Origin of the sequence: Mangrovibacter plantisponsor (assembly GCF_003182475.1) — a bacterium.
Taxonomy (GTDB): domain Bacteria; phylum Pseudomonadota; class Gammaproteobacteria; order Enterobacterales; family Enterobacteriaceae; genus Mangrovibacter; species Mangrovibacter plantisponsor.
Genome location: NZ_QGTS01000004.1, coordinates 131,481 through 153,401, shown reverse-complemented (window position 1 = coordinate 153,401; position 21,921 = coordinate 131,481). Strand labels below are relative to the sequence as shown.

Here is a 21,921-nt window from a genome sequence, read left to right as displayed (position 1 = left end):
AAAACCTCTCCCTCAGGGGAGAGGTTTTTTATACTCTGTGCTGCGCCATTAAGCGCCGCTAAGCTCCAGGTGCTGCAAATCTGCCAGTAACCCTGGCCCTTCAGGTAACCAGCCTGATTGTTGTTGCGTCCAGCTGGCGCTTGCCGTCAGGTTCATGCCAACAAACATCGCGAACCAGCCAAAATGGGCTTGTGCCTGCTCAACTGCCAGCGAAGTCAGCGGTAACGCCAGGCGGGTGGCAATAGCTGCCGCCAGCGCATGCATCGCCACACCTTCCTCGGCAACCGCATGGTAGCGTTTACCTGCTTCCCCATGCTCCAGAACCAGGCGGTATAATCGCGCAGCATCTGTCACATGGCAGGCTGAAAAACGGTTAGTGCCATCGCCGGTATACGCCACCATGCCTTTTTCCAGCGCTAATTGAATATACGCTGTCAGCAGGCCCTGTTTGCGGGTGTCATGTACCTGGGGCAGGCGCATCACCCGCACATCGATACCCTGTTCCAGTAACTGGTTACCGGCTTGTTCAGAAATAATGCGCGGGTTTGGGTGGCTGAAATTCTGCACTGCTTCCGTTGCGGGCAGGCCATCTCCTGCATCACCCAGGCCCACGCCAGAAGTAATTAGCAGCGGGCGGTGGGTGCCCCTGAGCGCGCTTCCCAGTGCTTCAATTACCCGCCGGTCTTTCTCACAATTGGCGGCAAAATGGGTGAAGTCATGGTCAAACGCGGTGTGAATCACTGCATCTGCCCGGGCGACACCGGGTAACAGGCTGGCCGGGTCTTCTAAATTTCCCCGCACCACATCCACCCCTTTGGCGCGCAAAACCTGCTCGCCACTGTCTGAACGGGCAAGTCCAGTTACCTGGTGGCCCGCAGCCAGTAGTTCAGTAACAATATGGGAACCAATAAACCCCGTGGCACCGGTAAGGAATACACGCATAGTCAGTCTCCTTTATGTCAGGACACTGAGTGTGGCGTTAAATGGCAGGTGCGAACAGCCGTGAGGTTATCAGGGTATAAGGACTAACAGGTTAAGTGACTAATGGGTGCGGTGCCCGCCATAAAGGCAGGCACAAAGTTGTCAGGCCGGGGTCAAGACAGCAAGCCAGTCAGTAAGATTTTTATCCAGCATGTTTCCCCTGAACAGGGCGCTGCCTGACACCACACGGTCGATACCACCGGCACGCAAACTGGCGACATCCTGCAAAAGAAGTGAGCCATCCACCGCAATGATTTTGTGTTCCCGTGCATTACCCAACAACCGGAACAAGTCTGCCAAACGCTGCTTCAGTACCGGAACAGCGAGTTTGCTGCCAAAGCCTGGGTTAACCGCCAGGATCTGAATCACTTCAACCTGCTCCAGCAGTGGTACCAGTGTTTCCAGTGGTGTGCCCGGGTTCAGGCTGATACCGCGTATCACCGGCATTTCCCCGCCATCCACCGGTACAGTTTGCTCGCCCAGCCAGTGCAAAACCGCATGCACATTACCGGGGGATTCGGCTTGTAGCGTAATGCAGTGTGCGCCTGCTGCCACGCAAGCCTGTGCAACGGGAAAAGGGTTATTTACCATCAGATGCACATCTTTCAGCCACTCTTGTGGCAACTGCTCCACCGCCCAGGGGCCGACAGTGAATTGCGGGCAAAACTGCCCATCCATAATATCAACATGGAGTAGTGGTTGCTCCCGTTGCCGGAGTACCTGCAAATGGTCGTTGAGGTGTAGCCACTTCCCGGCCAGAATGCCGGTACTCAGCGGGTAATGCCGCAGCAACTGGACGCAGGCGGCTCTGTCCAGCCCGGCAAAGTGTGCGTTCATTGCAGGCTCCTTAGGGCAGAATACCAATAAAAGCAGTCTTTTTGCGTGGGCAGGTCATTAACGGTTCAAGTGCCGCCACACAGGCCTGGTAATGCGGGGTGGTTTTATGAAAGGCCACGGCCTGCTCACTGGCATAGGCTTCATAGATATAAAAACGCGTGGGCACTTGCGGGTCTTGCAGAACATCAAAGCGCAGGTTGCCAGGCTCCTGCACCGAGCCCAGGTGATTCAGCCGGAATACGTCCAGAAACTGTTCGACTTTGTCTTCATGCACATTAATTTCAACCAGCGTGACATGCATAATCTTCCTCCTTTGGGGTTGGGCCAGCATGGCGACTGCACTGGCCCTTATCACCGGTTTTTTAGCCTTTTTCACTCAGGAAAAGTTCATAAGCCTGCTGGACTGTGAAGCCATCATGCACAATGGCATGAACCGCTTTAATCATGGCGACCGGGGCATCAGACTGGAAAATATTGCGCCCCATATCCACACCACTGGCACCCTGATCGATGGCGTGGTAGCACATATCCAGCGCATCACGCTCCGGCAGCTTTTTCCCGCCAGCAATCACAATGGGAACCGGGCAACCTGCGGCAATGCGTTCGAACCCCTGGTCCACATAGTAGGTTTTGATAACCTGCGCCCCCATTTCGGCGGCAATGCGGGTGGCGAGTGAGAAATAACGCTGGTCGCGCGCCATATCTTTGCCCACACCGGTGACTGCCATGGTGGGCATGCCCACCCGCAACCCGGCATCCACAAGCTGGATAATGTTTTTAATGGACTGGTGCTCATGCTCACTGCCAATGTAGACCTGAGCGGCAACCGCGCAGCTGTTCAGGCGCACGGCATCATCCATGGCGACGGCGACTGCTTCATTGCTCAGCTCGGTCAGAATCGAGTTGCCTCCTGAAGCCCGCAGCACCACGGGCTTGTTGGTTGCCGGGGGGATCACGCTGCGTAACACGCCACGGGTGCACATCAGCACATCCGCATGTTCAAACAGTGGCGCAATCGAAATATCGATACGCTCCAGCCCGGTTGTCGGCCCCTGAAAATAGCCATGATCAAAGGCCAGCATCACGGTTTTGCCTGTTTTCGGGTTAAAAATCCGCGACAGGCGTGATTGCATGCCCCAGTCCAGCGCACCACAGCCTTTCAGGGCAAATACCGTGTTACGCTGCGCCTGGTCGGTGTGAAAGTTCTTGCCATCTTTGATGTCGTCTAAGTCAGCCATTTGTTCACTCCATCGGATAATAAAGCGGTAAAACCACGCCTGAAGCGTGCCGGAAAGTTAAAAGTCGTATTTATCGATATTGTCTTTGGTAAACACCACGCGTTCGGGCAGCAGAACAATGCCATTGCCTTTTGCTTCGTAGCTGTAGCCCTGCACGCTGTTGGGTGAAACTTCCACCTGGCCGACACCGGGAATATCCAGCTTGTCGCCAGTGTTAAGTTCGCCGTTTTTCAGCAAGGTATTCGCAACGTAAACAGCAATTTTCCCCTGGTTGACGACATCCCACAGGCCAAAGGCTTTAACGGTGTCGCGCTTAACGTAGGGGCGCATAACATTGGGGGTGCTGAAGCCGACAATAGCGATATTGTCGCGTTTGAGATTTTCGGCAGCCTGAGCTGCGGCAGGAAGCGCATTGGCGTCCGGGGCGATAATTGCGTCCAGATCGGGCCAGGCTTTGATGATCCCTTCGGCAGTTTGCAGTGATTTAGTGGCATCGTTATAGCCAAACTGGGTGGTGACGATTTCCCAGCCCGGGTGTTCGCTGGCTATTTTTTTCTTCGCTTCGTTCACCCACTGGTTCTGGTCGGTTACCGTTGGGCTGGAGTAAAAGAAGGCCACTTTGGCTTTTTCTTTCTTCACTTGTTGTGCCGCCATATCAACCAGCATGCCGCCCAACTGAGTGGGTGTTCCCTGGTCGATATAATAAGAGCGGCACTCGGGGCGGGTATCTGAATCCCAGGTGAGCACTTTAACGCCACGTTGCATGGCTCGCTTCAGCGCAGGGCACAGGCCGTCGGGTGACACTGCCGAAATAATAATGGCGTTGTACCCCTGGTTTACGAAGTTATTAATTAACTGCACCTGGCCGGACACACTGGGTTCTGTTGGCCCATCGTAAGTGACATCCACGCCGAGCGCTTTGCCAGCTTCTTTGGCACCATTCCCGCCACTGGTGAAAAAACCTACACCAACCAGTTTGGGAATAAATGCGATGCGCTCAGCCGCCTGCACAGACAGGCTTAATGTTGCCAGGCCGACAGCCCCCAGCCAGGCGATTTTTTTGATGCTTTGCATAGTCATTATTTGTTCTCTCCGAATAGTGCGTTGCATTGGCCGTGAAAAGTGGTAATCGCTAGCGTTGCCAGGCAGCCTGGGTACGCCGCAGCCAGTCGCGAATTTGCCCGCGATGAAGGCTGACGGAACGCCCGACAACAACAATAATGAGCAGTGCGCCAGACAGGGCGCTGGAAATTTGGTTGGGTACGCCCACCATCTGTAAACCCTGCTGAAGGAAGCCCACCAGCAAAGTCGCCAGCGCTGTGCCCAGAATGGAACCAGAGCCGCCGTAAATATTGGCGCCACCCAGTACAGCCGCAGTGATAGCTGGCATTAAAAAGGCGCTACCCAAGTCAGAACGGGCTGAACCGAAATAGGAAACCTGCAAAATGGCAGCGATGGACGCGGCAAACCCGGTCATGGCGTAAAGCAAGAACAGTGTGCGGTTAACCGGCGTGGCACTGTACTGGGCGGCGCGGGCATTCTGGCCGGTTAAAAACACGTTGCGCCCCTGGTGGGTGTTATGCAGCCAGGCCCAGCAAAGCAGTACGCTGAATAAGAAGAACAGCAGAGGAACCGGTAGCCCCAGCACGGACAGGTTGGCGAAGTTGGTGAAACTGTCCGGGAACCCCCCAATGCCTTCATAACCGGTGGCACCCGCCAGGCCGGAAAGCAGCAGGGCACTGCCGCCGAACAGGTACATGGTGCCGAGTGTTATCACCAGTGGGTTAATTCCGGTGTAGAGAATCAGCGCTGCGTTGATAAGCCCACACACAGTACCAGCCAGCACGGTGAGCACAATCGCCAGCGGTAGCGGAACACCTGCCTGAAACAGCATCCCGAACGTAATGGCGCATAACCCAATGGTTGAGCCAAACGAAATATCAATACCACCACTGATAATCACCATGGTCAGCGGCAGGGCAACAAGGCCAATGCAGATAAAATCGCTGGTGCTGAACAGCAGCACATTGATGTTCAGCATTTGCGAGTTAGCTGCACCAAACCCGAGGATTTCAATTACCAGCAGCGCAGCCAGTGCCAGTTCCCAGCCATAACGTTTGAGGTTATTCATCAGGCTACCCTCCGTTTTTTGTCATGGGCGGTTATTTCTGGCGGGTTTATCGCGCTCTTGCTGGCCGGGGGCTTTGGGGCGAAACGTGCATATTTCTGTTTGCGAATATTGCGGGCAAGTGCCATACGTAACCGGCCGTCAAAGACCAGTACACCCAGTAACACCAGCCCGGCAATAAAATCATTCCACCAGGCGGGGATACGCAGCAGCACCAGTACGCTGTCTATTTGGGTGAGAAAATAAGCGCCAAGCACCGCGCCAATAATGCTCCCGGAACCGCCCAGCAGGCTGACACCACCCAGTACACAGGCAGCAATGGCCTTCATTTCCAGCCCGGTACCTGCCTGGTTGGGAATAAAGCCGATTTGCGAGGCGAAGACGATCCCGGCAAGTGCGGCCATCATGCCATTAAACGCAAAGGCGGCCAGGCGTACCGATTCTGTACGCACCCCCAACTGGCGGGCACCCTGCAGGTTATCTCCCGTGGCGTAAAAACTGCGGCCAGTTTGTGTTTTTGCCAGGACCCACGCGAAGCCCAGCGCGAGGAAAATAATCACAATGCCAATTGGGGAAAGGCCCGGAATCACCGGTTCGGAAAGGTTTTTTAATTCCGGGGGCAGGCCTTCAATCCATTTCCCTCCCGTCCAGAGCAGCATAATGCCGCGATACAGGCCGAGGGTTCCCAGTGTGGCGACTATCGCCGGAATTTTCAGCCAGGCAACCAAAATGCCATTCACCAGGCCCGCACACAGCCCCAGTAACAGAGTGGCGGCAATGGCAACAGGCAGGCTGTAACCAGCATTGAGCATCAGCCCCAGTAATACCGCGCACATCCCGGTGATGGAACCCACGGAAACATCAATATTGCGCGTCAGCATGACCAGCACTGCACCCATCGCCAGCAGCATCAGAATTTGTGCACTGCTGAATACCATGGTGACGGTGCCAATACCAAAGTAATGGCTGTCGAGCGCACCAGGCAGGGCAAACAAACACAGAATGGCGATAAACGCAGTCACTTCCCGGTTCTGCTGGATAAATTTCAACATACATGTTTCCCCTGTGTGCTGGCTAAAGAGTCAGATCGAGGCTGGAGTGCGGCGCTCCCTTCGCCAAAGGCGAGGCGCATAATGGTGTCGACACTGATATCTGCACCACTCAATGGCAGGTTGTTGATTTCCCCCTGATGCATGACATAAACCCGGTCGGCCATCATGCTGATTTCCTCCAGGTCGGAAGAGATAAACAGGATGGCGACGTTCTGGTCGGCAATACTGCGGATCAACTGGTAAATATCGTTGCGGGCACCCACATCCACACCGCGGGTGGGTTCATCCACAATCAGAACTTGTGGCGAGGCTTCCAGGCACTTCGCAATCAGGATTTTTTGTTGGTTACCACCGGACAAGGTCCGTACCGGTTGTTCGGTATCGCTGAATTTAATATCCAGCGCCCGCCGGTAGCGCTCAAGCGTGGCGTTATCACGTTGCGTATGGGACCAGAACCCCTGCTGGTTATGAGTGAGGGAGCAGACATTCCACACCAGCGAAGCATCCAGATACAGACCAGAGGATTGCCGGTCTTCAGGCAAATACACCAGGCCATGCGCCAGCCGCTGGCGGGTATTCAGGTGAGTGATGTTCAGCCCGTTAAGGTGAAGCTGCCCGGCAGATACCGGGCGCAACCCATACAGTGTTTCCGCAAGTTCGGTGCGCCCGGCACCAACAAGGCCGGCAAGCCCCAGAATCTCGCCTGCGCGTACTTCGAGCGCAATATCCCTGAAGCCTTCACCGCTCAGTTGTTCAACCGACAGTACCGGGCTGCCTTTATCAACATCCGGGCGGGAGCCGGGAACGCTGAGCCACAGTTTTTGGGTGGGCGACAGGGCTTCATTGCGGGCCGCTGGCGTGATTGCCTGAATAATGTCGTCAGTAGAGAGTTCCTGTGTTTTGCCGTTCAGGGCAATGTTGCCGTCGCGCATTACGCTCACCACGTCGGCAATCTGGCGGATCTCCGGGAGCTTGTGGGAGATAAACACCGTCCCCACACCTTTGCGCTGCAGTTCCCGCACCCGGGAGAACAGGCGTGCAGTTTCAGCAGGGGTTAATGAAGCCGTCGGTTCATCAAGAATAAGAATGCGGGAATCACGCATTAGCCCGCGCATGATTTCCACCATTTGCCGGTCGGCGACATCCAGCATTCCCGCCGGGCTGGCGGTATCGAATTTACAGCCCAGTTCATTCAGTAACAGGGCCATTTTTGCGGTGGTTGCCTGCGAACCTTTCAGCCCAAACAGAATGTTTTCTTTTACTGTCAGGCTGGGGAACAGCAACGGCTCCTGAGGTACCAGGTAAATCCCCAGTTGGTGTGCTTTAACCGGGGTTAACCGGCTGCATACCGCGCCATCAATAGCGATTGTGCCTGAATCCTGCGGTGTAACCCCGGCAATGATTTTCATCAGGGTGGATTTCCCCGCGCCATTGCCACCGAGTAACGCGTGTACCTCACCCCGTTGCAGTGTGAAATCGATCTTTTTAAGCACATCGACGCCGGAAAATTGCTTACACAACTGGCTTACCTGCAAGAGTGGTGGGGCTGTCGGGTGACTGGTTTGCATTGCGCCTCCGTCCGTAACTGAACTCGGGAAATTTGAACAAATGTGTTTTGAAAAATTAATTGTTCATAAACATAGTTGCGGGGCGAGGATAAAACCTCTGGACGGATCACGTTTCTGTAATATTTGTATTTTTATTTTTTATTTGTTCATCAAGAAAGTTAGGCTTGTGGTATATGTCACAGATATTAGTTGTCGCAATGAGAACAATTGTGTTTAAAATTTAAAAATGTTCACAGTGAAGCGAAGTAACCACAATGAGTGAAACCACATTTATTCCTGGCAATGAAATGAGTGAAGAGGAGCTGGTGGCGCGTATCGCCTGGTTCTATTACCACGACAGCTTAACGCAAAGTGAAATCAGCGAGCGCCTGGGGCTGACCCGCCTGAAAGTGTCCCGCTTGCTGGAGAAAGGGCACCAGTCGGGCATTATTCGGGTGCAGATTAACTCGCGCTTTGAAGGGTGCCTGCAATATGAAGACACACTAAAGCAGCACTTTGGCTTGCGCCAGGTGCGGGTGCTCCCGGCGTTACCGGATGCCGATATTTGTACCCGGCTGGGGATTGGCGCCGCACATATGTTAATGGAGTCGCTCAGCGCGCAGCAGTTGCTGGCGGTGGGGTTCGGTAAAACCACCATGAGCACACTGAAACGCCTGAGTGGTTTTATCTCTTCACAGCAAATTCGCCTGGTGACGCTGTCTGGTGGTGTTGGCCCCTATATGACCGGGATAGGTCAACTGGATGCCGCTTGTAGCGTCAATATTATTCCGGCTCCTTTGCGGGCATCGTCCGCGGATATTGCCAAAACCCTGAGAAATGAAAACAGCGTGCGTGATGTGTTGCTGGCGGCGCAGGCTGCCGATGTGGCCGTTGTCGGTATTGGCTCCATCAGCCAGCGGACGGATGCCACCATTCTGCATTCGGGCTATATCACCGAAGGCGAACAACTGATGATTGGCCGCAAAGGCGCGGTGGGCGACATTCTTGGGTATTTCTTTGATGCGCAGGGGCAAATTGTGCCAGACATGCGTATTCACAAGGAGTTAATTGGGCTCAGCCTGGATGCATTAACCACGATCCCCCTGGTGATTGGTGTGGCTGGGGGAATAGAGAAAGCCGAAACCATTCTTGCCGCCATGAAAGGCGGTTATATCAACGCACTGGTCACAGACCAGAATACTGCAGCAGAAATACTGAAACTGATTGAAAAATAAATATTTTAATAATGAACACTTACCCTGATACATGGAGCAGTCAACGGCAGGAAGCGACATAACGCCGAGGATCTTTTTATGGCCCGACTCTGTACTCCTAACCTTTCACCACACTACCTGATGGCGCTGGATGCCGGTACAGGAAGTGTCCGCGCCGTTATTTTTGACTTTGACGGCAATCAAATCAGTGTCGGCCAGGCTGAGTGGCAACACCTGGCCGTGCCGGATGTGCCGGGGTCAATGGAATTTGACCTCACCAAAAACTGGCAACTCACCTGTAACTGCATTCGCCAGGCTTTGCATAATGGCAATGTTGTTGCGGAATCTATCGTTGCCGTTTCTGCCTGCTCTATGCGCGAAGGCATTGTGATTTATGACAGCAATGCCACGCCAGTGTGGGCCTGCGCGAACGTTGATGCCCGTGCTGCCCATGAAGTCAGTGAACTGAAAGAACTGTATGACTACACATTCGAAAATGAGGTGTACCGCTGTTCCGGGCAAACGCTGGCACTGAGTGCCATGCCACGTTTGCTGTGGCTGGCGCACCACCGGCCAGATATCTACCGCCAGGCTTCCACCGTAACAATGATCAGCGACTGGCTGGCCTTTATGCTCAGTGGCGAACTGGCGGTGGACCCTTCCAATGCGGGCACTACCGGGTTACTGGACCTGGTAACCCGGGACTGGAAACCAGGCCTGCTGGAAATGGCCGGGTTGCGCTCCGATATTCTTTCGCCAGTCAGGGAAACTGGCAGTTTACTGGGTGTTGTTACCACTGAGAGCGCTGCAGCCTGTGGCCTGAAAGCGGGTACGCCGGTGGTGGTGGGCGGTGGCGATGTACAACTGGGTTGCCTGGGGCTGGGGGTGGTTCGCCCGGCACAAACCGCTGTACTGGGTGGTACTTTCTGGCAGCAGGTGGTTAATTTGCCTGAGCCGGTCACCGACCCAAACATGAATGTACGTATTAACCCTCATGTTATTCCTGGCATGGTGCAGACGGAATCCATCAGTTTCTTTACCGGGCTGACTATGCGCTGGTTCCGTGATGCATTCTGCGCGGAGGAAAAGCTGATTGCTGAGCGCCTGGGGATTGATGCGTATACCCTGCTTGAAGAGATGGCGGGCCGGGTGCCTGCCGGCGCCTGGGGCGTGATGCCCATCTTTTCAGATGTAATGCGTTTTAAAACCTGGTACCACGCGGCACCTTCGTTTATTAACCTGTCGATTGACCCTGAAAAATGCAATAAAGCCACGTTGTTCCGCGCTCTGGAAGAAAATGCAGCCATTGTCTCGGCCTGTAATCTTAAACAGATTGCTGAATTCTCCGGCGTGGAAGCAGATTCACTGGTATTTGCAGGCGGAGGCGCGAAGGGCAAACTCTGGAGCCAAATTCTGGCGGATGTTACCGGCCTTACAGTACGGGTTCCGGTAGTCAAAGAGGCGACGGCGCTGGGCTGTGCCATTGCCGCTGGTGTGGGGGCCGGTATATACCCATCGCTTGCTGAAACCGGTGAGAAACTGGTGCGCTGGGACCGGGAACACCAACCAGACCCGGCCAATTATGCGGTGTACCACGAAGCCCAGCAGAAGTGGCTGGCGGTTTACCAGGACCAGCGCGGGCTGGTGGACCATGGCTTAACCACATCAATGTGGAAGGCACCCGGTTTGTAACCCAGGAGAGCGAATCATGCTGAAAACCAGTGAGCAGCAGCACCAGTACCGTTTTGGGGATAACGGGCCCAAGTACCTGGTTCGTGGCCCACAGTGCGATATGGGCGTCGTGGTACTGAACCCGGGCCAGTCATTTCGCAACCACCGGCACAAAGAAGCCTGCGAGGTTTTTTATACGCTAAGCGGTGAAGTGTGCCTCTACCTGGAAGGGGTGCTGCATGTGTTGCAGGAAGGGGATGTTTTGCAGTGTGAACCCGGCGAAGCACATTACCTGGTTAACCGTGGCGATGTGCCCTGGAAAGGGGTGTTTGTTAAATCCCCGCATTTAATGAATGACAGCCACCCGGCAGAGCCGGAAGCCTGGTAGCAAGCCGGGTGAGTGTTATATGGGGTGTTGCCGTATTTTGCGAGCAGGGCAGAGGATTTGTTGTGTAATGGTGTGGCACAGGGGAAAGGGCTTGCGGCAAAGAACTCCGGCTGTTGTTTGACCTGGTGAACTACTTCACGGCAGAAATGAAGGCACCACGCTGGGTGCGCACGGCTCAGGGGGTACAGAGTATTGATGACGTCCCGGTCTGAATAACGGCGTAGTGAAAGAGCCAAAGCCTGCAAATGAATGCAGGCTTTTTTGTCTGTGCAATGCGCTACTTATTAAGTCTGGTATGGCGAGTCAGTTAGCATGGATTCCCCATCCATCCCACAAGGCGGGTTGAACGTACCGTGCCAGCCAACCAGAATGCGGCCAAAAGAATCAGTAAAGCAGGCAGCACCTGCAGGAATACGCACCAGCCCACCGCCATAAGCAACCAACAGCCCGGTGCTGGCCTGTGTCTGCGTTGCTTCTTTATATAACGGGCTGGCTGGTAACACATCCGGGTCACCTGGCGCCTTCCAGAGTGAATCCGTGCCTTTAGCGGCGTGCTGCAATAAAGCTGCCAGTGCCTGGTGGCCCTGTTGGTGGGCAATATCTGTCGGGGTAGATGAATCATGAGTGAGCGCGGTTAATGGTGCACCCAGGCTTATTAACAGGCGGCAGGCTGGTTCATGCCCAAACCAGGCTGCCTGGTGAAGAAAACCCCAACCCGACCCGGGTTTACTGTACCGGCTACAACGCCGTGCCAGTACCGGGTAACATTCCCAGCCAGACAAAACCTCCACCCAATTGCCTGCTTTCGCCTGTTCATAGTTCCGTTCGATAATGGCGGTTAACTCGCTCATGCTGTTTATCCCTGCATAGTTAAATCATTGTGTGACGCTACCCGGTGCGCCGGGGAAAATCAATCAGCGGGGAGTCGGTAGGGTATTAGTCGAACAGGTGAGTGGGGTTATTGTTCAGGTTTTATACATCCAGCAAACTGCCCGTTTATGAGCGGCATTGAGTGATGGATCCCCCAAAATAATTCGCCGTGCAGGAAGGCGGCAGCGCAGAGAGTTGCCGGGAGCTTACTGGAGTAAGTGACCGGTGCGAACGAGCACAGCCAACACACCTGCAGGGTGAAGTATGCAGGGGAATGGCGAGGGAGGGATTGATTCGCTACGCTCACCCCTGCGGGGCAACCTGTTGCACAGGTTGTCCTGATACCTGCGGTATCAGTCGAACCCTGGCGAGGGTTCTCACCCTCCCTTAATGAATCACGGGCAATAAAAAAGCCTGTACGTGAGTACAGGCTCTTCTATGAAAGATGGCGGTGAGGGAGGGATTCGAACCCTCGATACGTTGCCGTATACACACTTTCCAGGCGTGCTCCTTCAGCCTCTCGGACACCTCACCAAATTTTTGCGCTACTGCGTGAGCAGCAACGGGGCGCTACTATAGGGAGTCATCCCCATACGGTCAAGAAGAATTTAGGGTTTACATGCCGTTCGGTTAAAGCGCGAGCAAATCACCGTTTATCTGGATTTATGAGACAACCAGCCAGAAAAACGAAACAGGTCAGTGCCTGCAAAAAGATAATAAAGTAATGGGGCAGGGAATAAAAAAGGTCAGTGCCTGCAAAAAGATAATAAAGTAATGGGGCAGGGAATAAAAAATGGGCGATGTTCGTGCAGGCTAACGCCCCACAAAACTTCGCCCGGTGTTATTAACGGGAAGTGATTACTTATGAGTAGTAACCATTACTTGCTGGTTAATCATCATGAAAACCATGCAGGTCTTCAACGGGCTGAGTAGATTCTTCACTCCAGAGCGTCAGCCTTAACTCCCGTATTTTCATTGCCAGTGCTTCCGCTTCGTCATCCATCACGGTATCCGGAAACTTGTCGGTACTGTACTTGCCTGGGATTGCAGGAAAAAACATCTCATAGTCCTCCGCAGATCACTGGAAGGGTTAGCATGGCAGGGTTATGTGTGAAAACGATGACAGAAGGGTGACGGTTTAACTGTGCCTGTCAGTACGGCAGAATTCTGCTTTAAGAGAAACACAATTCTGGCTGGGAGGGTATTCACCATAAGTTTGCATAATATTTTTATTATATTCTGATATTTTAATTTAAGTTTTGATAATGCACTTATTATGGGGGGTTATTAGTATCCATATGTACATATGGCTAACGGAGCCGATAAAGCTGATTTGCATCTTACTGAATAAACTCGGTTTGATACTTCTATGCTGCAATACATACCTACTTGTAACTGAGCTTCTGGTTTTCATAAAGGGATAGAGAGTAATGAAATGCATTCAATGCAATGAGCTTGAGTCAAATAAAGAATCCGGGCTATGTGATAACTGTGAACAAAAAGAGTTACGCAAAATTAATGGGCTGCTGTATCTACCCGCTCTGGGGCTAATTTCTTCTTGTACGCTGGGTTTGTTTGATCTGTATACCTATATAGATGCTGTTGTTAGTTATTTCAGAAAAACAGGGTTTATTTCGTACTATGCAATGGGTGCAGTTGCATTTCTGATGATAGGGTATGTTATCTCGCTCGGTACCTCATGGTTCTTTTTCAGGCGTAAGTCCGGTATCCGAAAAATCATGGTCATTAATTATGTTATTCGGTTGCTTGGCGCACTCTATCTGACAGTGCTCCCCATCCTTTGGTTTCAAGCACCGTTCGATTCATATGCCATGCGAGCCTTAACAGGCGCAGCTGTTGGGGTTCTTGTCTGGATCCCTTATTTCTTGTTTTCAAAAAGGATTGATACGGTCTTTTGTAAATAGGCGCACACTCATGCTCACCGGTAATGCCGGGTACAAAAATGAAATGGTGGCTTATTTATTTTATTTTTCTACTAAGGAGTTTTCATGAAATATCGCATAGCGCTGGCACTTGCCATCGCCATCGCAGTGGTGGGTTCAGCATGTGCAGACACGCTTCCCGGAAGCCTGTTGCACTGTGATAGTCGTTTTTTTAGCGAGTTATATAACCAGCGTATTTCGCTTAACCATGCTGCTCCGCTGAAGACAGATAATGCACATCATGCATGGTTTATTAGCGAACCGGGAAATCAGGTAGTGTGGTTCTCTCAGCCAATTAAATCCGGAGTATTGTCAGTTTCTGGTTACTGGCAGGATAAGAGTAACCTTGATGAAATGGGAGAATACTACTTCTGGGGCGTTCTTCTTGACGATTCACCAGAGGCAGTTATGGCGTCCCTGGCAAAGGTAAACTGGCACAAAAGTGGTGGGAACGGTGAATACTTCGCAAATCCCATGATAAAACAGGCCGGGTCAAACAGTGAGTGGCAAGTGAATACCGGTTCTGCGAGTGGTATTGCTCCGGCAAAAGGTAGTGTTGAAAAATTAGTGTTACTCGACACCTGGCAGGGTAAAACACGGCTTCTTTGTTCGGTTCAGGGGAGTGTTACAGCAGAAGATATATTACCTGTGCGCCCAGACCTTGAGGAAAATAAATAATGAAGTCCTGTATGTTATGCATTGCACTTATCTTGTTATCTGGATGTAAAAGTATTGGCAATGAAACACTATCGCAAAAGCCTGAAGCTGGCCCTCGCCCGGCCGGGTTGGTAACCATGCTGGAAGATAAGAGCGGTGGTACTTATATGGATATGCGTAGTGTCTCTGCTTATCAGGGAAATAACCATTTAAGGCGATTCCATCTAATCAATCATTATATCCCTGCGCAGCACATGAGCGCTGAGAAGCCTGTCTATGTTGCCAGTTCAACGGTAATTAATGTTGTAAACTGCGACACTCATCAGAGAGCGCAGTTTGAACGTATCTATTTTTCGCAGTATTGGGGGGAAGGGGATGTTATCGCTAAAAGAAGCCCAATAGGGCAGTGGCAAGACATTCCAGAAAACTCATTAGCCGGTATTATAGACCATGCAGTTTGCCAGATAGATCCCGCACGATTGAAGCCTGAACCCCCGAAAGATACACGCCCGGCTTTACTGGGCGAGTTTGACTAATAACAATCACTCTTGAGTGACAGATTGCATTTATTTGGGGGGATTACCAAAGTAGGCAAAGGCTTTGACCAGTGATTCATAGGTATGCTCAGCATCCTGGCTATCAGTTGCCCATGCATAGACGTGCCGGGAGTAACCGAGGGTGTTAACGGCGAAGCTCACTTTACAGCGCTGGTTGTTGACAACAGTCTCGATTTCACCCAAGTCGTGCTGGAGTTGCTGACCAGGCTGCGTCTCGAAGCGTACGGTCTGTTTGGACGCACGCAGGGCTCGTTTGGGATGCACATACTGACGCAACGTGGAGCGGCAGCCGTCATAACCCTGTTGTATGTGGCAATTACTCAAACAGGTAAATCAGTTTATGAAAGCGGCTCCACCTTTCCCCGGGAATCAACATGGGCTGGCAAAGGTGGAGCGGTAATATGAGAAGCTATTTACTCGTGGGGAAACTCATATACCGCTGCCAGTGGATACGATTCCACCAAAAAGGTAAGTTTTAAATGATTACAATCGATGAACTGAAAGAGTTTGAGCAGTCGATACTTACTGGAGTTATTGTGGGGGTTGGCTCTTTAGTTTTGCTATTTTCGTCAGGCAGCAGAATTATGATCCAATGTCCTTTCCAGTGCGGCAAAAAAAGTCATCTTAAGAGCGGGCATGGCGAGGATCTAACAACAAGTATTCTTCTATTCCCTACGCTTAATCAAAAAGTTGAGTCATGCCCCATGCTTAATGGTGAAATATTAACCATATGTTTTAGCAATGAAAATTATATACGCATTATTCCTGAAAAAAATGGTTTTGAATCTTATGTAATTACAACTAGTTTGGGGGATTATCCTGTGATTGCTTGTTGAAGATAATTCTAGTTTGGATGACTTTGTTCATTTTTAAAGACAATGTAAGATTGAGCTGTGAAAAAAGCGCGTCAGGGTAAAAAGTTTCTGCTCCGGAAGTACAGCAGGGAAAATAGATTGTAACTCACGGAAAGTACAGGGAAAAACTGTTATCATCACAGGGGTATGCGTCGGATCGAGTTGTTGTTGAGAATAACTCGCTGAGTGTGAAGCAAAACCAGGACCGGGCCAGAGAAATGACTCAGTGTCAGGGTGATGCCTGTGATGCTGTTGTTGATAAATATAAAAAAATAAATGCTGAGCAGCATGAACGCGTTGTGGGATGTAAAGGCGCTCAGGACTGTGTTAATAAAGCCAATGAGGTGAGCGAGTTACAAGCAGATTATGCTCGTCGTACTGGCGAGTTGCTGGAAAAGGCGCGTGTTAAAGGTAGTTTAAGCCCGACAGAACAGGACGAATTAGCTTTTCTTCAGGTGACGACGATCCAGCTTGAAGCAGACAGAACGGCTGCGATCCACAATGCATTAATGTCTGGTGATTCGTCTGAAGCAAAACAACTTGCGATAAACTCGTTAGCGCAGGTGGCCGGAACCAGCGCAGCGGGGATAGCGGCTGGGATTGGGAAAGGAGGAAAGGGTAGCTCGCTACCTACACCAACAGTTTCTGCAACTGCAAAAGCGGAAAAATCCACACTTGATGATATTTTACAGGGAGAAAGCCAGACAGCAAAAAACACCGCTACGACGAATAAAGCTGAATCAGCGGCGGCTGGGGTTATAAGTAATGAAGCCCATAACGCAGCAAGCTATGCTGGATTAAAATTGGACTTACAGACTACTCAAGCAGCAAATGATGTTGTGGATAGCTTGCGGACTACCGGAAAATTACCATCAAATTATGTAACCAAGCAAGTTGCAGAGGATAATGGATGGGCCGGTGGTAAAGCCTTAAATAATTATGTTTCTGGTGGGCAGATAGGCGGTGATGTATTCCATAATACAACCAATTTGCTACCTTCAGCTCCAGGACGGTCTTGGTATGAGGCTGATGTTGGATTAAATAATACGATGTCAAGAGCAAAGCAAGCAGGTACACGCTTGTTGTATTCTAACGATGGATTACTGTATATCACTACAGATTATTATGAAACGGCGACATCAATAGGAAAATGGAAATAATCAGGGGTATGTATGTGCCACAATGTCACAATAGATGGTGATGAAGTAGATTCAGAGTACGATTTTCATCGTGCAATAGCGAATGCTTTAGATTTTGGGGCATATTACGGTAATAATACTGATGCCCTTTGGGACATGTTAAGTTCAGGGATGGCTTGCGGTGTGTGTTTACATTGGAAAAAATCAGCCGTTTCCCGGAAAAAACTGGGAACTGCTTTTGATATTATCATTGAACTATTTGAGAAAACTAAAGATAGATATCAGGGTAAAGGGCAGGAAAAAGAGTTTCAATTTTTTCTTGAATGAATAGGGCGGTGTTTTTTAATGACGAACTCCTATATTGAGTACGTTTAATTAAAAAATCTCGGTCCTTAACAGGCCGAGATTTTTTATCTGCTTGTCAGATCTTAAGCTCCGCCTCAATCTCCAGCCGCCCGCGCTCGACGGTGACGATAACGGGCTGTCCGGTGTTAAAGCGGAGATCTTCCAGCCAGCGGCCCTTCAGCGTGAGTTGCGACGGCGGGTTAACCAATAACTACCAGTCTGTTGTTGAGCAGAGCGGAATCTTTGCAGGCAACGGCGCTGGGTTCACAGGCAATGGATGCCTGGATGAACAGCCAACTTGATGATGCGCGGAAGAAAGCGCGTGAGGAACTGGCCGCCAACGGAGAACTGGCGGGGCTGAGTGAAGAGGCTGTAAACAAACGGGTGGAGGCATCGGCAACATACAAAGAGGCAGAGGCGAATTATGGTGTTGGCAGCACATACTGGACGGCAGGCACAGCAGTAACCGGCCTGTTATCCGGCGTACTGGGTGGGAATATCCAGGGAGGCATGGCATCAGGTGCGGCACCGGTACTGGCGCGGCTGGTGAAAGATGTGACAGAGAAGCATGACAGTGCGCGGGTGGCATTGCATACGTTGGTTTCGGCCGCCCTGGCGAAGGCGCAGGGAGGAAATGCGGTAGCCGGTGGAGTGGGAGGGCTGGTATCCTCAGTAAGCGCTCAGGAACTGGCGAAAGCGCTGTATAACAAGGACGCAGAAGAGCTGACATCGGAAGAGAAAAGTGTGGTGACGACCCTGGTTACTGCACTGGCTTCTGCGGGCGGTAGCGTGGCCAGCGGCGACACACGCGGGATGGTGAGTGCGGGTAATGCAGCGCGGGTTGAGGTTGAGAATAACTCGCTCAGTGATGTTATCGATGCCACATCACAAGGTAAGACACCTCAACAGGTTGCTGAAGAGCGTGTTAATGCAGAGATTGAGCGTTACAGGAAAGAAAACTGTGCAGGAATGAGTGCAGGTGCCTGCTCAGCTAAAATGGCAGAAGATCGCGACAAATTTTTCAGAGAAGCCGCTTCTTTAGGTATTGATTTTGTGCCAGTGGTCGGTGATTTTAAAAGTTTTGCTGAAGCTGATGACTGGATTGATTACACATTAGCTGCTGCGGGCACATTGCCTTTTGCTAAAGTTTTCACGAAACCACTGAAAGAGGCTAAATTACTGTTAAAAGCCGGCGATCTTGATGGGGCTAATAAGCTCATAAAAGAAGCGAGTGATGGTATACCAACAAAGTTGCCTCAAGTCCTACATCGCAATCATCAAGTGGAGTATGGAAACCAGATCATGATGTAGAGGTAAATACTGGTTCAGGTAAACAAAAAGATTCTCAGATATGGACTGAAACTAAAAAAACAGATCCCGTATCTAATGCTTATGGTCACTGGGATAAACATAAAAGTGAATTCCCTGAATTTCAAAATTCAAAGCAGTATGTTGATGCAGCCCATGATTTTGTAAACACTCCTCCAAAGGGTACTTTGATAAAAGAACGAGCGAACGGAGATACGATGTATTACAATCCGGCAACAAATACTTTTGCTGTAAAAAATGCGGACGGAACTCCTAAAACAATGTTTAAACCTCAAAATGGGCTTGAATATTGGGAAAAACAAAAATGATAATAGAAGATTTATATCCTTGCCCTTGTTGTGGCAATAAAACAATAAGTGAACTTGGTGATTATGAAATTTGTCCTATTTGTGGATGGGAAGATGACCCCGTGCAATCTGAGGATCCTGATTTTTCCGGTGGAGCAAATTCAAGCAATTTAAATGATGCCAAGAAGAAATATTTTAAAAAGTAAAATTATATTAACTGAGGTGAGACATCTTAATTGTTATCACCCCCAAAGGGCGTAAGACATAATGCTGATTGTGCGTGGTTGGAAAGTATCAACTGCGCATAATCCACCTGTATTGTTGAGAATAACTCGCTGAGTGTGTTGGGAACTGCTGCGGAAGCAGTCGCAAATACAGCCGCCGCAATAGCCGGTGCAACCGGAAACGGAAGCAAGGGTTCAGCAAACGGCGATGACTGGGATGCCGGTGGGGGTTGTGAAGGAACGCGTGAGCAGTGTGCAGTACGCGATCCGAGCCGTGATGGTGTAAGCATCCCTGCAAAACGGCCCATTCACTTTTAGAGATCTTCCGACATACTGATTATGTCCCCTGAGGAGATCGCCATGCGTAAAGCCCGATTCACCGAACACCAGATCATTGCCGTTCTGAAGTCCGTCGAAACCGGACGTACCGTCAAGGATGTCTGCCGTGAAGCCGGTATCTCTGAAGCCTCGTACTACAACTGGAAAGCAAAATATGGCGGTATGGAAGCCTCTGATATCAAAAAGATGAAAGATCTGGAGGATGAAAACCGACGCCTCAAACAGATGTTTGCTGATCTCAGCCTTGAGTGCCGGGCACTTAAAGATGTCATTGAAAAAAAGCTTTAAAACCAGCGATAAAGCGTGAACTTGTCAACTATCTGACGGCGCAATTTGCCATGAGTTTACGCCAGGCCTGCAGGACGTTATCGCTGAGCAGGACAGTGTATTTTTATCAGCCCGATACCCGGCGTGATGAACCGGTGATCCATGCGCTGACTGAACTGGCAGAACGCTATCCGCGCTACGGTTTTAAGAAGCTGTTCCAGCTGCTGCGCAGGCAGGGCAATACCTGGAACCATAAACGCGTTCACCGGATTTACTGCCTGCTGAAACTGAACTTTCGTCGCAAGGGAAAACAGCGACTGCCAGTGCGTAATCCAGCACCACTGGCGACGCCGCATGCGTTAAACCAGAGCTGGTCCATCGATTTTATGCACGACGCGCTGATCTGCGGCAGACGCTTCCGGACCTTCAATGTGGTGGATGATTTTAACCGTGAAGCACTGGCGATAGAAATTGACCTTAATATCCCGGCTCAGCGAGTCGTCCGGGGGCTGGAAAGGATCGTGGTAAATCGCGGCTACCCGCTGAAGATGCGGATGGACAACGGGCCAGAACTAGTCTCACTGGCGCTGGCACAATGGGCTGAAGAACATGGCGTGCAGCTCGAATTTATCAAGCCGGGTAAGCCAACACAAAACGCTTTTATCGAACGGTTCAACCGGACATACCGGACAGAAATCCTGGATTTTTACCTGTTCAGAACCCTGAATGAAGCACGGGAAATTACCGAGCGCTGGCTGGCTGAATATAACAGCGAGCGGCCTCATGAATCCCTTAACAACCTGACACCGGAAGAGTACCGGCTGATGGCTGAAACCCCGGAAATCTCAAAAAGTGCGTGGAACTAAAACAGGTATGCTTACAATCTAATTGCTTAACCAGCTGACTAAAAATCGAGGCACAGATCCCGGCCTTCGCGCCGGGATTGTGTTTTTAGCGGTCAGACTCCTCGTACCGCCTTCACCCTGCCGCCTTGATCCTGAGACCTGAAAGTGCTTCAAACCCCCGGGAGGAAATGTTTTGTGGCCACCGCCAGTTGGCCGTGCCCCAAAAACTACCCGATCAGGGCGATGCCCCGACATCCGGCAGAGCGGGAAACAGAAATCCCGGATGACAACATGGAGGACTGACATCATAATGACAACACAATCGACACCACGCGAGGTTATGACGATGAGCAGCACCATCCACTTCCGTATCGACGAAGAAACCAAACGCCTGGCGATGCAGGCCGCAGAGCGTCAGCAGATGAGCCTGACGGAGCTGATGCGCCAGCGTGCGGAAGAGCTGGCCGCTGAAGAGCGCCGCCATCAGAGCAGCGAGCATGAAGGCTGGCTGGAAGAACAGATAGCACAGGCGTTCAGCCGTTATGATGCAGGCGAAGGCGAGTACATCAGCAACGATGAAATGGAAAACCGGATGAATGCCCTGAAGCAACGGGCCACGCGGGGTAAGCTGTGACGGTCTGTGTTGAATGGGAAAAACGCGCACAAAGCGACAGGGAGAATATCTTCCTGTATCTGAACCGGGAAGCGGGCGCACTGGTCGCTATCGCCGCTGATGAACGGCTGGCGGGTATGGCGGGCATCCTTGCAGAAAACCCGCTTGCCGGGGTGAAAGCCGGACGCTCAGAGACGCAGCGTAAACTGGTGGTGCCTCACTTCCCGTTCATTATCGTGTATGCAACTGAAAATGCCCGGGTGCGCATCCTGCGCGTCCTTCATACCTCCCGGAAGGTAGCCGGGCAATACAGCCCGAGCTGAGGCCAGCAGGGCCTCTCCAGTCTTATCCCACATACTCCCGGATAATCCCGTTAAAAAGCCTTATCAGCCACTTACGGGTGGTTCTGCTGTGCGTCGCTGATATGCTCGTCGTACTGGCGAGTTGCTGGAAAAGGCGCGTGTTAAAGGTAGTTTAAGCCCGACAGAACAGAACGAATTAGCTTTTCTTCAGGTGACGACGATCCAGCTTGAAGCAGACAGAACGGCTGCGATCCACAATGCATTAATGTCTGGTGATTCGTCTGAAGCAAAACT

General features: G+C 51.3%; 25 protein-coding genes, 1 tRNA gene, 1 other RNA gene and 2 pseudogenes. 15 read left to right on the top strand and 14 right to left on the bottom strand.

Annotation, left to right across the window (positions count from 1 at the left end):
- Positions 1–48: 48 nt before the first annotated feature.
- The 8 genes from DES37_RS07630 to lsrA form a co-directional block, all read right to left on the bottom strand.
- Positions 49–942, bottom strand: coding sequence for an SDR family oxidoreductase (locus tag DES37_RS07630; RefSeq protein ID WP_110025423.1), 894 nt, complete (start codon positions 940–942; stop codon positions 49–51).
- A 141-nt stretch (positions 943–1,083) separates the two neighbouring features.
- The gene (locus DES37_RS07625) at positions 1,084–1,818 is read right to left on the bottom strand and encodes a beta/alpha barrel domain-containing protein (RefSeq protein WP_110025422.1); all 735 of its coding nucleotides are present in this window, start codon (positions 1,816–1,818) and stop codon (positions 1,084–1,086) included.
- Positions 1,819–1,828: 10 nt separating this feature from the next.
- A complete protein-coding gene (gene lsrG / locus DES37_RS07620; protein WP_110025421.1) occupies positions 1,829–2,119 on the bottom strand; it encodes a (4S)-4-hydroxy-5-phosphonooxypentane-2,3-dione isomerase in 291 nt (96 codons plus the stop codon).
- A gap of 61 nt (positions 2,120–2,180) precedes the next feature.
- The gene (gene lsrF / locus DES37_RS07615) at positions 2,181–3,056 is read right to left on the bottom strand and encodes a 3-hydroxy-5-phosphonooxypentane-2,4-dione thiolase (RefSeq protein ID WP_110025420.1); all 876 of its coding nucleotides are present in this window, start codon (positions 3,054–3,056) and stop codon (positions 2,181–2,183) included.
- 57 nt (positions 3,057–3,113) lie between these two features.
- On the bottom strand, positions 3,114–4,136 hold the full coding sequence (gene lsrB, locus DES37_RS07610; RefSeq protein WP_110025419.1) for an autoinducer 2 ABC transporter substrate-binding protein LsrB: 1,023 nt from the start codon (positions 4,134–4,136) through the stop codon (positions 3,114–3,116).
- Positions 4,137–4,188: 52 nt separating this feature from the next.
- Positions 4,189–5,187, bottom strand: coding sequence for an autoinducer 2 ABC transporter permease LsrD (gene lsrD / locus DES37_RS07605; RefSeq protein WP_110025418.1), 999 nt, complete (start codon positions 5,185–5,187; stop codon positions 4,189–4,191).
- Entirely contained in the window at positions 5,187–6,236 is a 1,050-nt protein-coding gene (lsrC, locus tag DES37_RS07600; protein WP_110025417.1) for an autoinducer 2 ABC transporter permease LsrC, read from the bottom strand. Before lsrC ends, lsrD begins: the two co-directional genes overlap by 1 nt.
- Positions 6,230–7,804, bottom strand: coding sequence for an autoinducer 2 ABC transporter ATP-binding protein LsrA (lsrA, locus tag DES37_RS07595; protein ID WP_110025416.1), 1,575 nt, complete (start codon positions 7,802–7,804; stop codon positions 6,230–6,232). Before lsrA ends, lsrC begins: the two co-directional genes overlap by 7 nt.
- 254 nt (positions 7,805–8,058) lie before the next feature.
- Here lsrA and lsrR point away from each other — a divergent pair, with 254 nt between their 5' ends.
- The 3 genes from lsrR (at position 8,059) to DES37_RS07580 (ending at position 11,056) form a co-directional block, all read left to right on the top strand.
- Entirely contained in the window at positions 8,059–9,018 is a 960-nt protein-coding gene (gene lsrR / locus DES37_RS07590) for a transcriptional regulator LsrR (protein ID WP_110025415.1), read from the top strand.
- A 78-nt stretch (positions 9,019–9,096) separates the two neighbouring features.
- On the top strand, positions 9,097–10,689 hold the full coding sequence (gene lsrK / locus DES37_RS07585; RefSeq protein ID WP_110025414.1) for an autoinducer-2 kinase: 1,593 nt from the start codon (positions 9,097–9,099) through the stop codon (positions 10,687–10,689).
- 16 nt (positions 10,690–10,705) lie between these two features.
- On the top strand, positions 10,706–11,056 hold the full coding sequence (locus DES37_RS07580; protein ID WP_110025413.1) for a cupin domain-containing protein: 351 nt from the start codon (positions 10,706–10,708) through the stop codon (positions 11,054–11,056).
- Between the two features lie 284 nt (positions 11,057–11,340).
- On the opposite strand, the gene DES37_RS07575 is transcribed toward DES37_RS07580, so the two are convergent.
- From DES37_RS07575 to DES37_RS25625, 4 genes are all read right to left on the bottom strand, one after another.
- Positions 11,341–11,907: an ankyrin repeat domain-containing protein gene (locus tag DES37_RS07575; RefSeq protein WP_110025412.1), complete on the bottom strand. Its 567-nt coding sequence runs from the start codon at positions 11,905–11,907 to the stop codon at positions 11,341–11,343.
- Between the two features lie 291 nt (positions 11,908–12,198).
- Positions 12,199–12,327, bottom strand: a non-coding RNA gene (locus tag DES37_RS07570) — RtT sRNA.
- A gap of 45 nt (positions 12,328–12,372) precedes the next feature.
- A tRNA-Ser gene (locus tag DES37_RS07565) sits at positions 12,373–12,460 on the bottom strand.
- Between the two features lie 355 nt (positions 12,461–12,815).
- Complete coding sequence (locus DES37_RS25625; RefSeq protein WP_170123744.1) at positions 12,816–12,986, bottom strand: hypothetical protein; 171 nt, start codon at positions 12,984–12,986, stop codon at positions 12,816–12,818.
- A 370-nt stretch (positions 12,987–13,356) separates the two neighbouring features.
- On the opposite strand from DES37_RS25625, the gene DES37_RS07560 reads away from it, so the two are divergent.
- From DES37_RS07560 to DES37_RS07550, 3 genes are all read left to right on the top strand, one after another.
- Positions 13,357–13,851 (top strand): DUF2569 domain-containing protein, encoded by a 495-nt coding sequence (locus DES37_RS07560; RefSeq protein ID WP_110025411.1) that lies wholly within the window; start codon positions 13,357–13,359, stop codon positions 13,849–13,851.
- Positions 13,852–13,935: 84 nt separating this feature from the next.
- A complete protein-coding gene (locus DES37_RS07555; RefSeq protein WP_110025410.1) occupies positions 13,936–14,547 on the top strand; it encodes a hypothetical protein in 612 nt (203 codons plus the stop codon).
- Entirely contained in the window at positions 14,547–15,062 is a 516-nt protein-coding gene (locus DES37_RS07550; RefSeq protein WP_245930028.1) for a surface-adhesin E family protein, read from the top strand. Before DES37_RS07555 ends, DES37_RS07550 begins: the two co-directional genes overlap by 1 nt.
- Positions 15,063–15,095: 33 nt before the next feature.
- Here DES37_RS07550 and DES37_RS07545 read toward each other — a convergent pair.
- Positions 15,096–15,383, bottom strand: a pseudogene (locus DES37_RS07545) (DDE-type integrase/transposase/recombinase); the annotation flags it as partial.
- 7 nt (positions 15,384–15,390) lie between these two features.
- On the opposite strand from DES37_RS07545, the pseudogene DES37_RS25860 reads away from it, so the two are divergent.
- The 4 genes and pseudogenes from DES37_RS25860 to DES37_RS07530 form a co-directional block, all read left to right on the top strand.
- A pseudogene (locus tag DES37_RS25860) lies at positions 15,391–15,483 on the top strand (hypothetical protein); the annotation flags it as partial.
- A gap of 79 nt (positions 15,484–15,562) precedes the next feature.
- Positions 15,563–15,919 carry a hypothetical protein gene (locus DES37_RS07540; RefSeq protein ID WP_110025409.1) on the top strand — a complete coding sequence of 119 codons (357 nt, stop codon included), beginning with the start codon at positions 15,563–15,565 and terminating at the stop codon, positions 15,917–15,919.
- A 236-nt stretch (positions 15,920–16,155) separates the two neighbouring features.
- Complete coding sequence (locus DES37_RS07535) at positions 16,156–17,097, top strand: ribonuclease domain-containing protein (RefSeq protein WP_211320545.1); 942 nt, start codon at positions 16,156–16,158, stop codon at positions 17,095–17,097.
- Between the two features lie 12 nt (positions 17,098–17,109).
- Positions 17,110–17,403, top strand: coding sequence for a barstar family protein (locus DES37_RS07530; RefSeq protein ID WP_110025408.1), 294 nt, complete (start codon positions 17,110–17,112; stop codon positions 17,401–17,403).
- Between the two features lie 94 nt (positions 17,404–17,497).
- Here the strand turns inward: DES37_RS07530 and DES37_RS07525 are convergent, their stop codons facing one another.
- A complete protein-coding gene (locus DES37_RS07525; protein ID WP_110025407.1) occupies positions 17,498–17,629 on the bottom strand; it encodes a SymE family type I addiction module toxin in 132 nt (43 codons plus the stop codon).
- A 17-nt stretch (positions 17,630–17,646) separates the two neighbouring features.
- Between DES37_RS07525 and DES37_RS07520 the strand changes: the two genes are divergently transcribed.
- The 5 genes from DES37_RS07520 (at position 17,647) to DES37_RS07490 (ending at position 21,648) form a co-directional block, all read left to right on the top strand.
- Positions 17,647–18,732 (top strand): VENN motif pre-toxin domain-containing protein, encoded by a 1,086-nt coding sequence (locus tag DES37_RS07520; RefSeq protein WP_146211500.1) that lies wholly within the window; start codon positions 17,647–17,649, stop codon positions 18,730–18,732.
- A 322-nt stretch (positions 18,733–19,054) separates the two neighbouring features.
- The gene (locus DES37_RS07510) at positions 19,055–19,243 is read left to right on the top strand and encodes a CPCC family cysteine-rich protein (protein ID WP_425451693.1); all 189 of its coding nucleotides are present in this window, start codon (positions 19,055–19,057) and stop codon (positions 19,241–19,243) included.
- Positions 19,244–19,621: 378 nt separating this feature from the next.
- Positions 19,622–20,733 (top strand): IS3 family transposase gene (locus DES37_RS07500; protein WP_110025405.1). Its coding sequence is split into 2 segments (ribosomal slippage): positions 19,622–19,883 and positions 19,883–20,733, totalling 1,113 coding nucleotides; the frame shifts between segments, so codons are not numbered across the junction.
- Positions 20,734–21,058: 325 nt separating this feature from the next.
- Positions 21,059–21,346 carry a damage-inducible protein J gene (locus tag DES37_RS07495; RefSeq protein WP_036108070.1) on the top strand — a complete coding sequence of 96 codons (288 nt, stop codon included), beginning with the start codon at positions 21,059–21,061 and terminating at the stop codon, positions 21,344–21,346.
- Complete coding sequence (locus DES37_RS07490) at positions 21,343–21,648, top strand: type II toxin-antitoxin system RelE/ParE family toxin (RefSeq protein WP_110025404.1); 306 nt, start codon at positions 21,343–21,345, stop codon at positions 21,646–21,648. The genes DES37_RS07495 and DES37_RS07490 overlap by 4 nt, the downstream gene beginning before the upstream one ends.
- Positions 21,649–21,921: the final 273 nt, after the last annotated feature.

Coding starts and splice junctions, on each gene's coding strand:
- DES37_RS07560 (WP_110025411.1), top strand. CDS start 13,357: ATGAAATGCATTCAATGCAATGAGCTTGAGTCAAATAAAGAATCCGGG.
- DES37_RS07535 (WP_211320545.1), top strand. CDS start 16,156: ATGACTCAGTGTCAGGGTGATGCCTGTGATGCTGTTGTTGATAAATAT.
- DES37_RS07630 (WP_110025423.1), bottom strand. CDS start 942: ATGCGTGTATTCCTTACCGGTGCCACGGGGTTTATTGGTTCCCATATT.
- DES37_RS25625 (WP_170123744.1), bottom strand. CDS start 12,986: ATGTTTTTTCCTGCAATCCCAGGCAAGTACAGTACCGACAAGTTTCCG.
- lsrD (WP_110025418.1), bottom strand. CDS start 5,187: ATGAATAACCTCAAACGTTATGGCTGGGAACTGGCACTGGCTGCGCTG.
- lsrK (WP_110025414.1), top strand. CDS start 9,097: ATGGCCCGACTCTGTACTCCTAACCTTTCACCACACTACCTGATGGCG.
- DES37_RS07625 (WP_110025422.1), bottom strand. CDS start 1,818: ATGAACGCACACTTTGCCGGGCTGGACAGAGCCGCCTGCGTCCAGTTG.
- DES37_RS07540 (WP_110025409.1), top strand. CDS start 15,563: ATGATTACAATCGATGAACTGAAAGAGTTTGAGCAGTCGATACTTACT.
- DES37_RS07575 (WP_110025412.1), bottom strand. CDS start 11,907: ATGAGCGAGTTAACCGCCATTATCGAACGGAACTATGAACAGGCGAAA.
- DES37_RS07510 (WP_425451693.1), top strand. CDS start 19,055: ATGATAATAGAAGATTTATATCCTTGCCCTTGTTGTGGCAATAAAACA.
- lsrR (WP_110025415.1), top strand. CDS start 8,059: ATGAGTGAAACCACATTTATTCCTGGCAATGAAATGAGTGAAGAGGAG.
- DES37_RS07580 (WP_110025413.1), top strand. CDS start 10,706: ATGCTGAAAACCAGTGAGCAGCAGCACCAGTACCGTTTTGGGGATAAC.
- lsrF (WP_110025420.1), bottom strand. CDS start 3,056: ATGGCTGACTTAGACGACATCAAAGATGGCAAGAACTTTCACACCGAC.
- lsrA (WP_110025416.1), bottom strand. CDS start 7,804: ATGCAAACCAGTCACCCGACAGCCCCACCACTCTTGCAGGTAAGCCAG.
- DES37_RS07495 (WP_036108070.1), top strand. CDS start 21,059: ATGAGCAGCACCATCCACTTCCGTATCGACGAAGAAACCAAACGCCTG.
- DES37_RS07555 (WP_110025410.1), top strand. CDS start 13,936: ATGAAATATCGCATAGCGCTGGCACTTGCCATCGCCATCGCAGTGGTG.
- DES37_RS07550 (WP_245930028.1), top strand. CDS start 14,547: ATGAAGTCCTGTATGTTATGCATTGCACTTATCTTGTTATCTGGATGT.
- lsrC (WP_110025417.1), bottom strand. CDS start 6,236: ATGTTGAAATTTATCCAGCAGAACCGGGAAGTGACTGCGTTTATCGCC.
- DES37_RS07530 (WP_110025408.1), top strand. CDS start 17,110: ATGTGCCACAATGTCACAATAGATGGTGATGAAGTAGATTCAGAGTAC.
- lsrG (WP_110025421.1), bottom strand. CDS start 2,119: ATGCATGTCACGCTGGTTGAAATTAATGTGCATGAAGACAAAGTCGAA.
- lsrB (WP_110025419.1), bottom strand. CDS start 4,136: ATGACTATGCAAAGCATCAAAAAAATCGCCTGGCTGGGGGCTGTCGGC.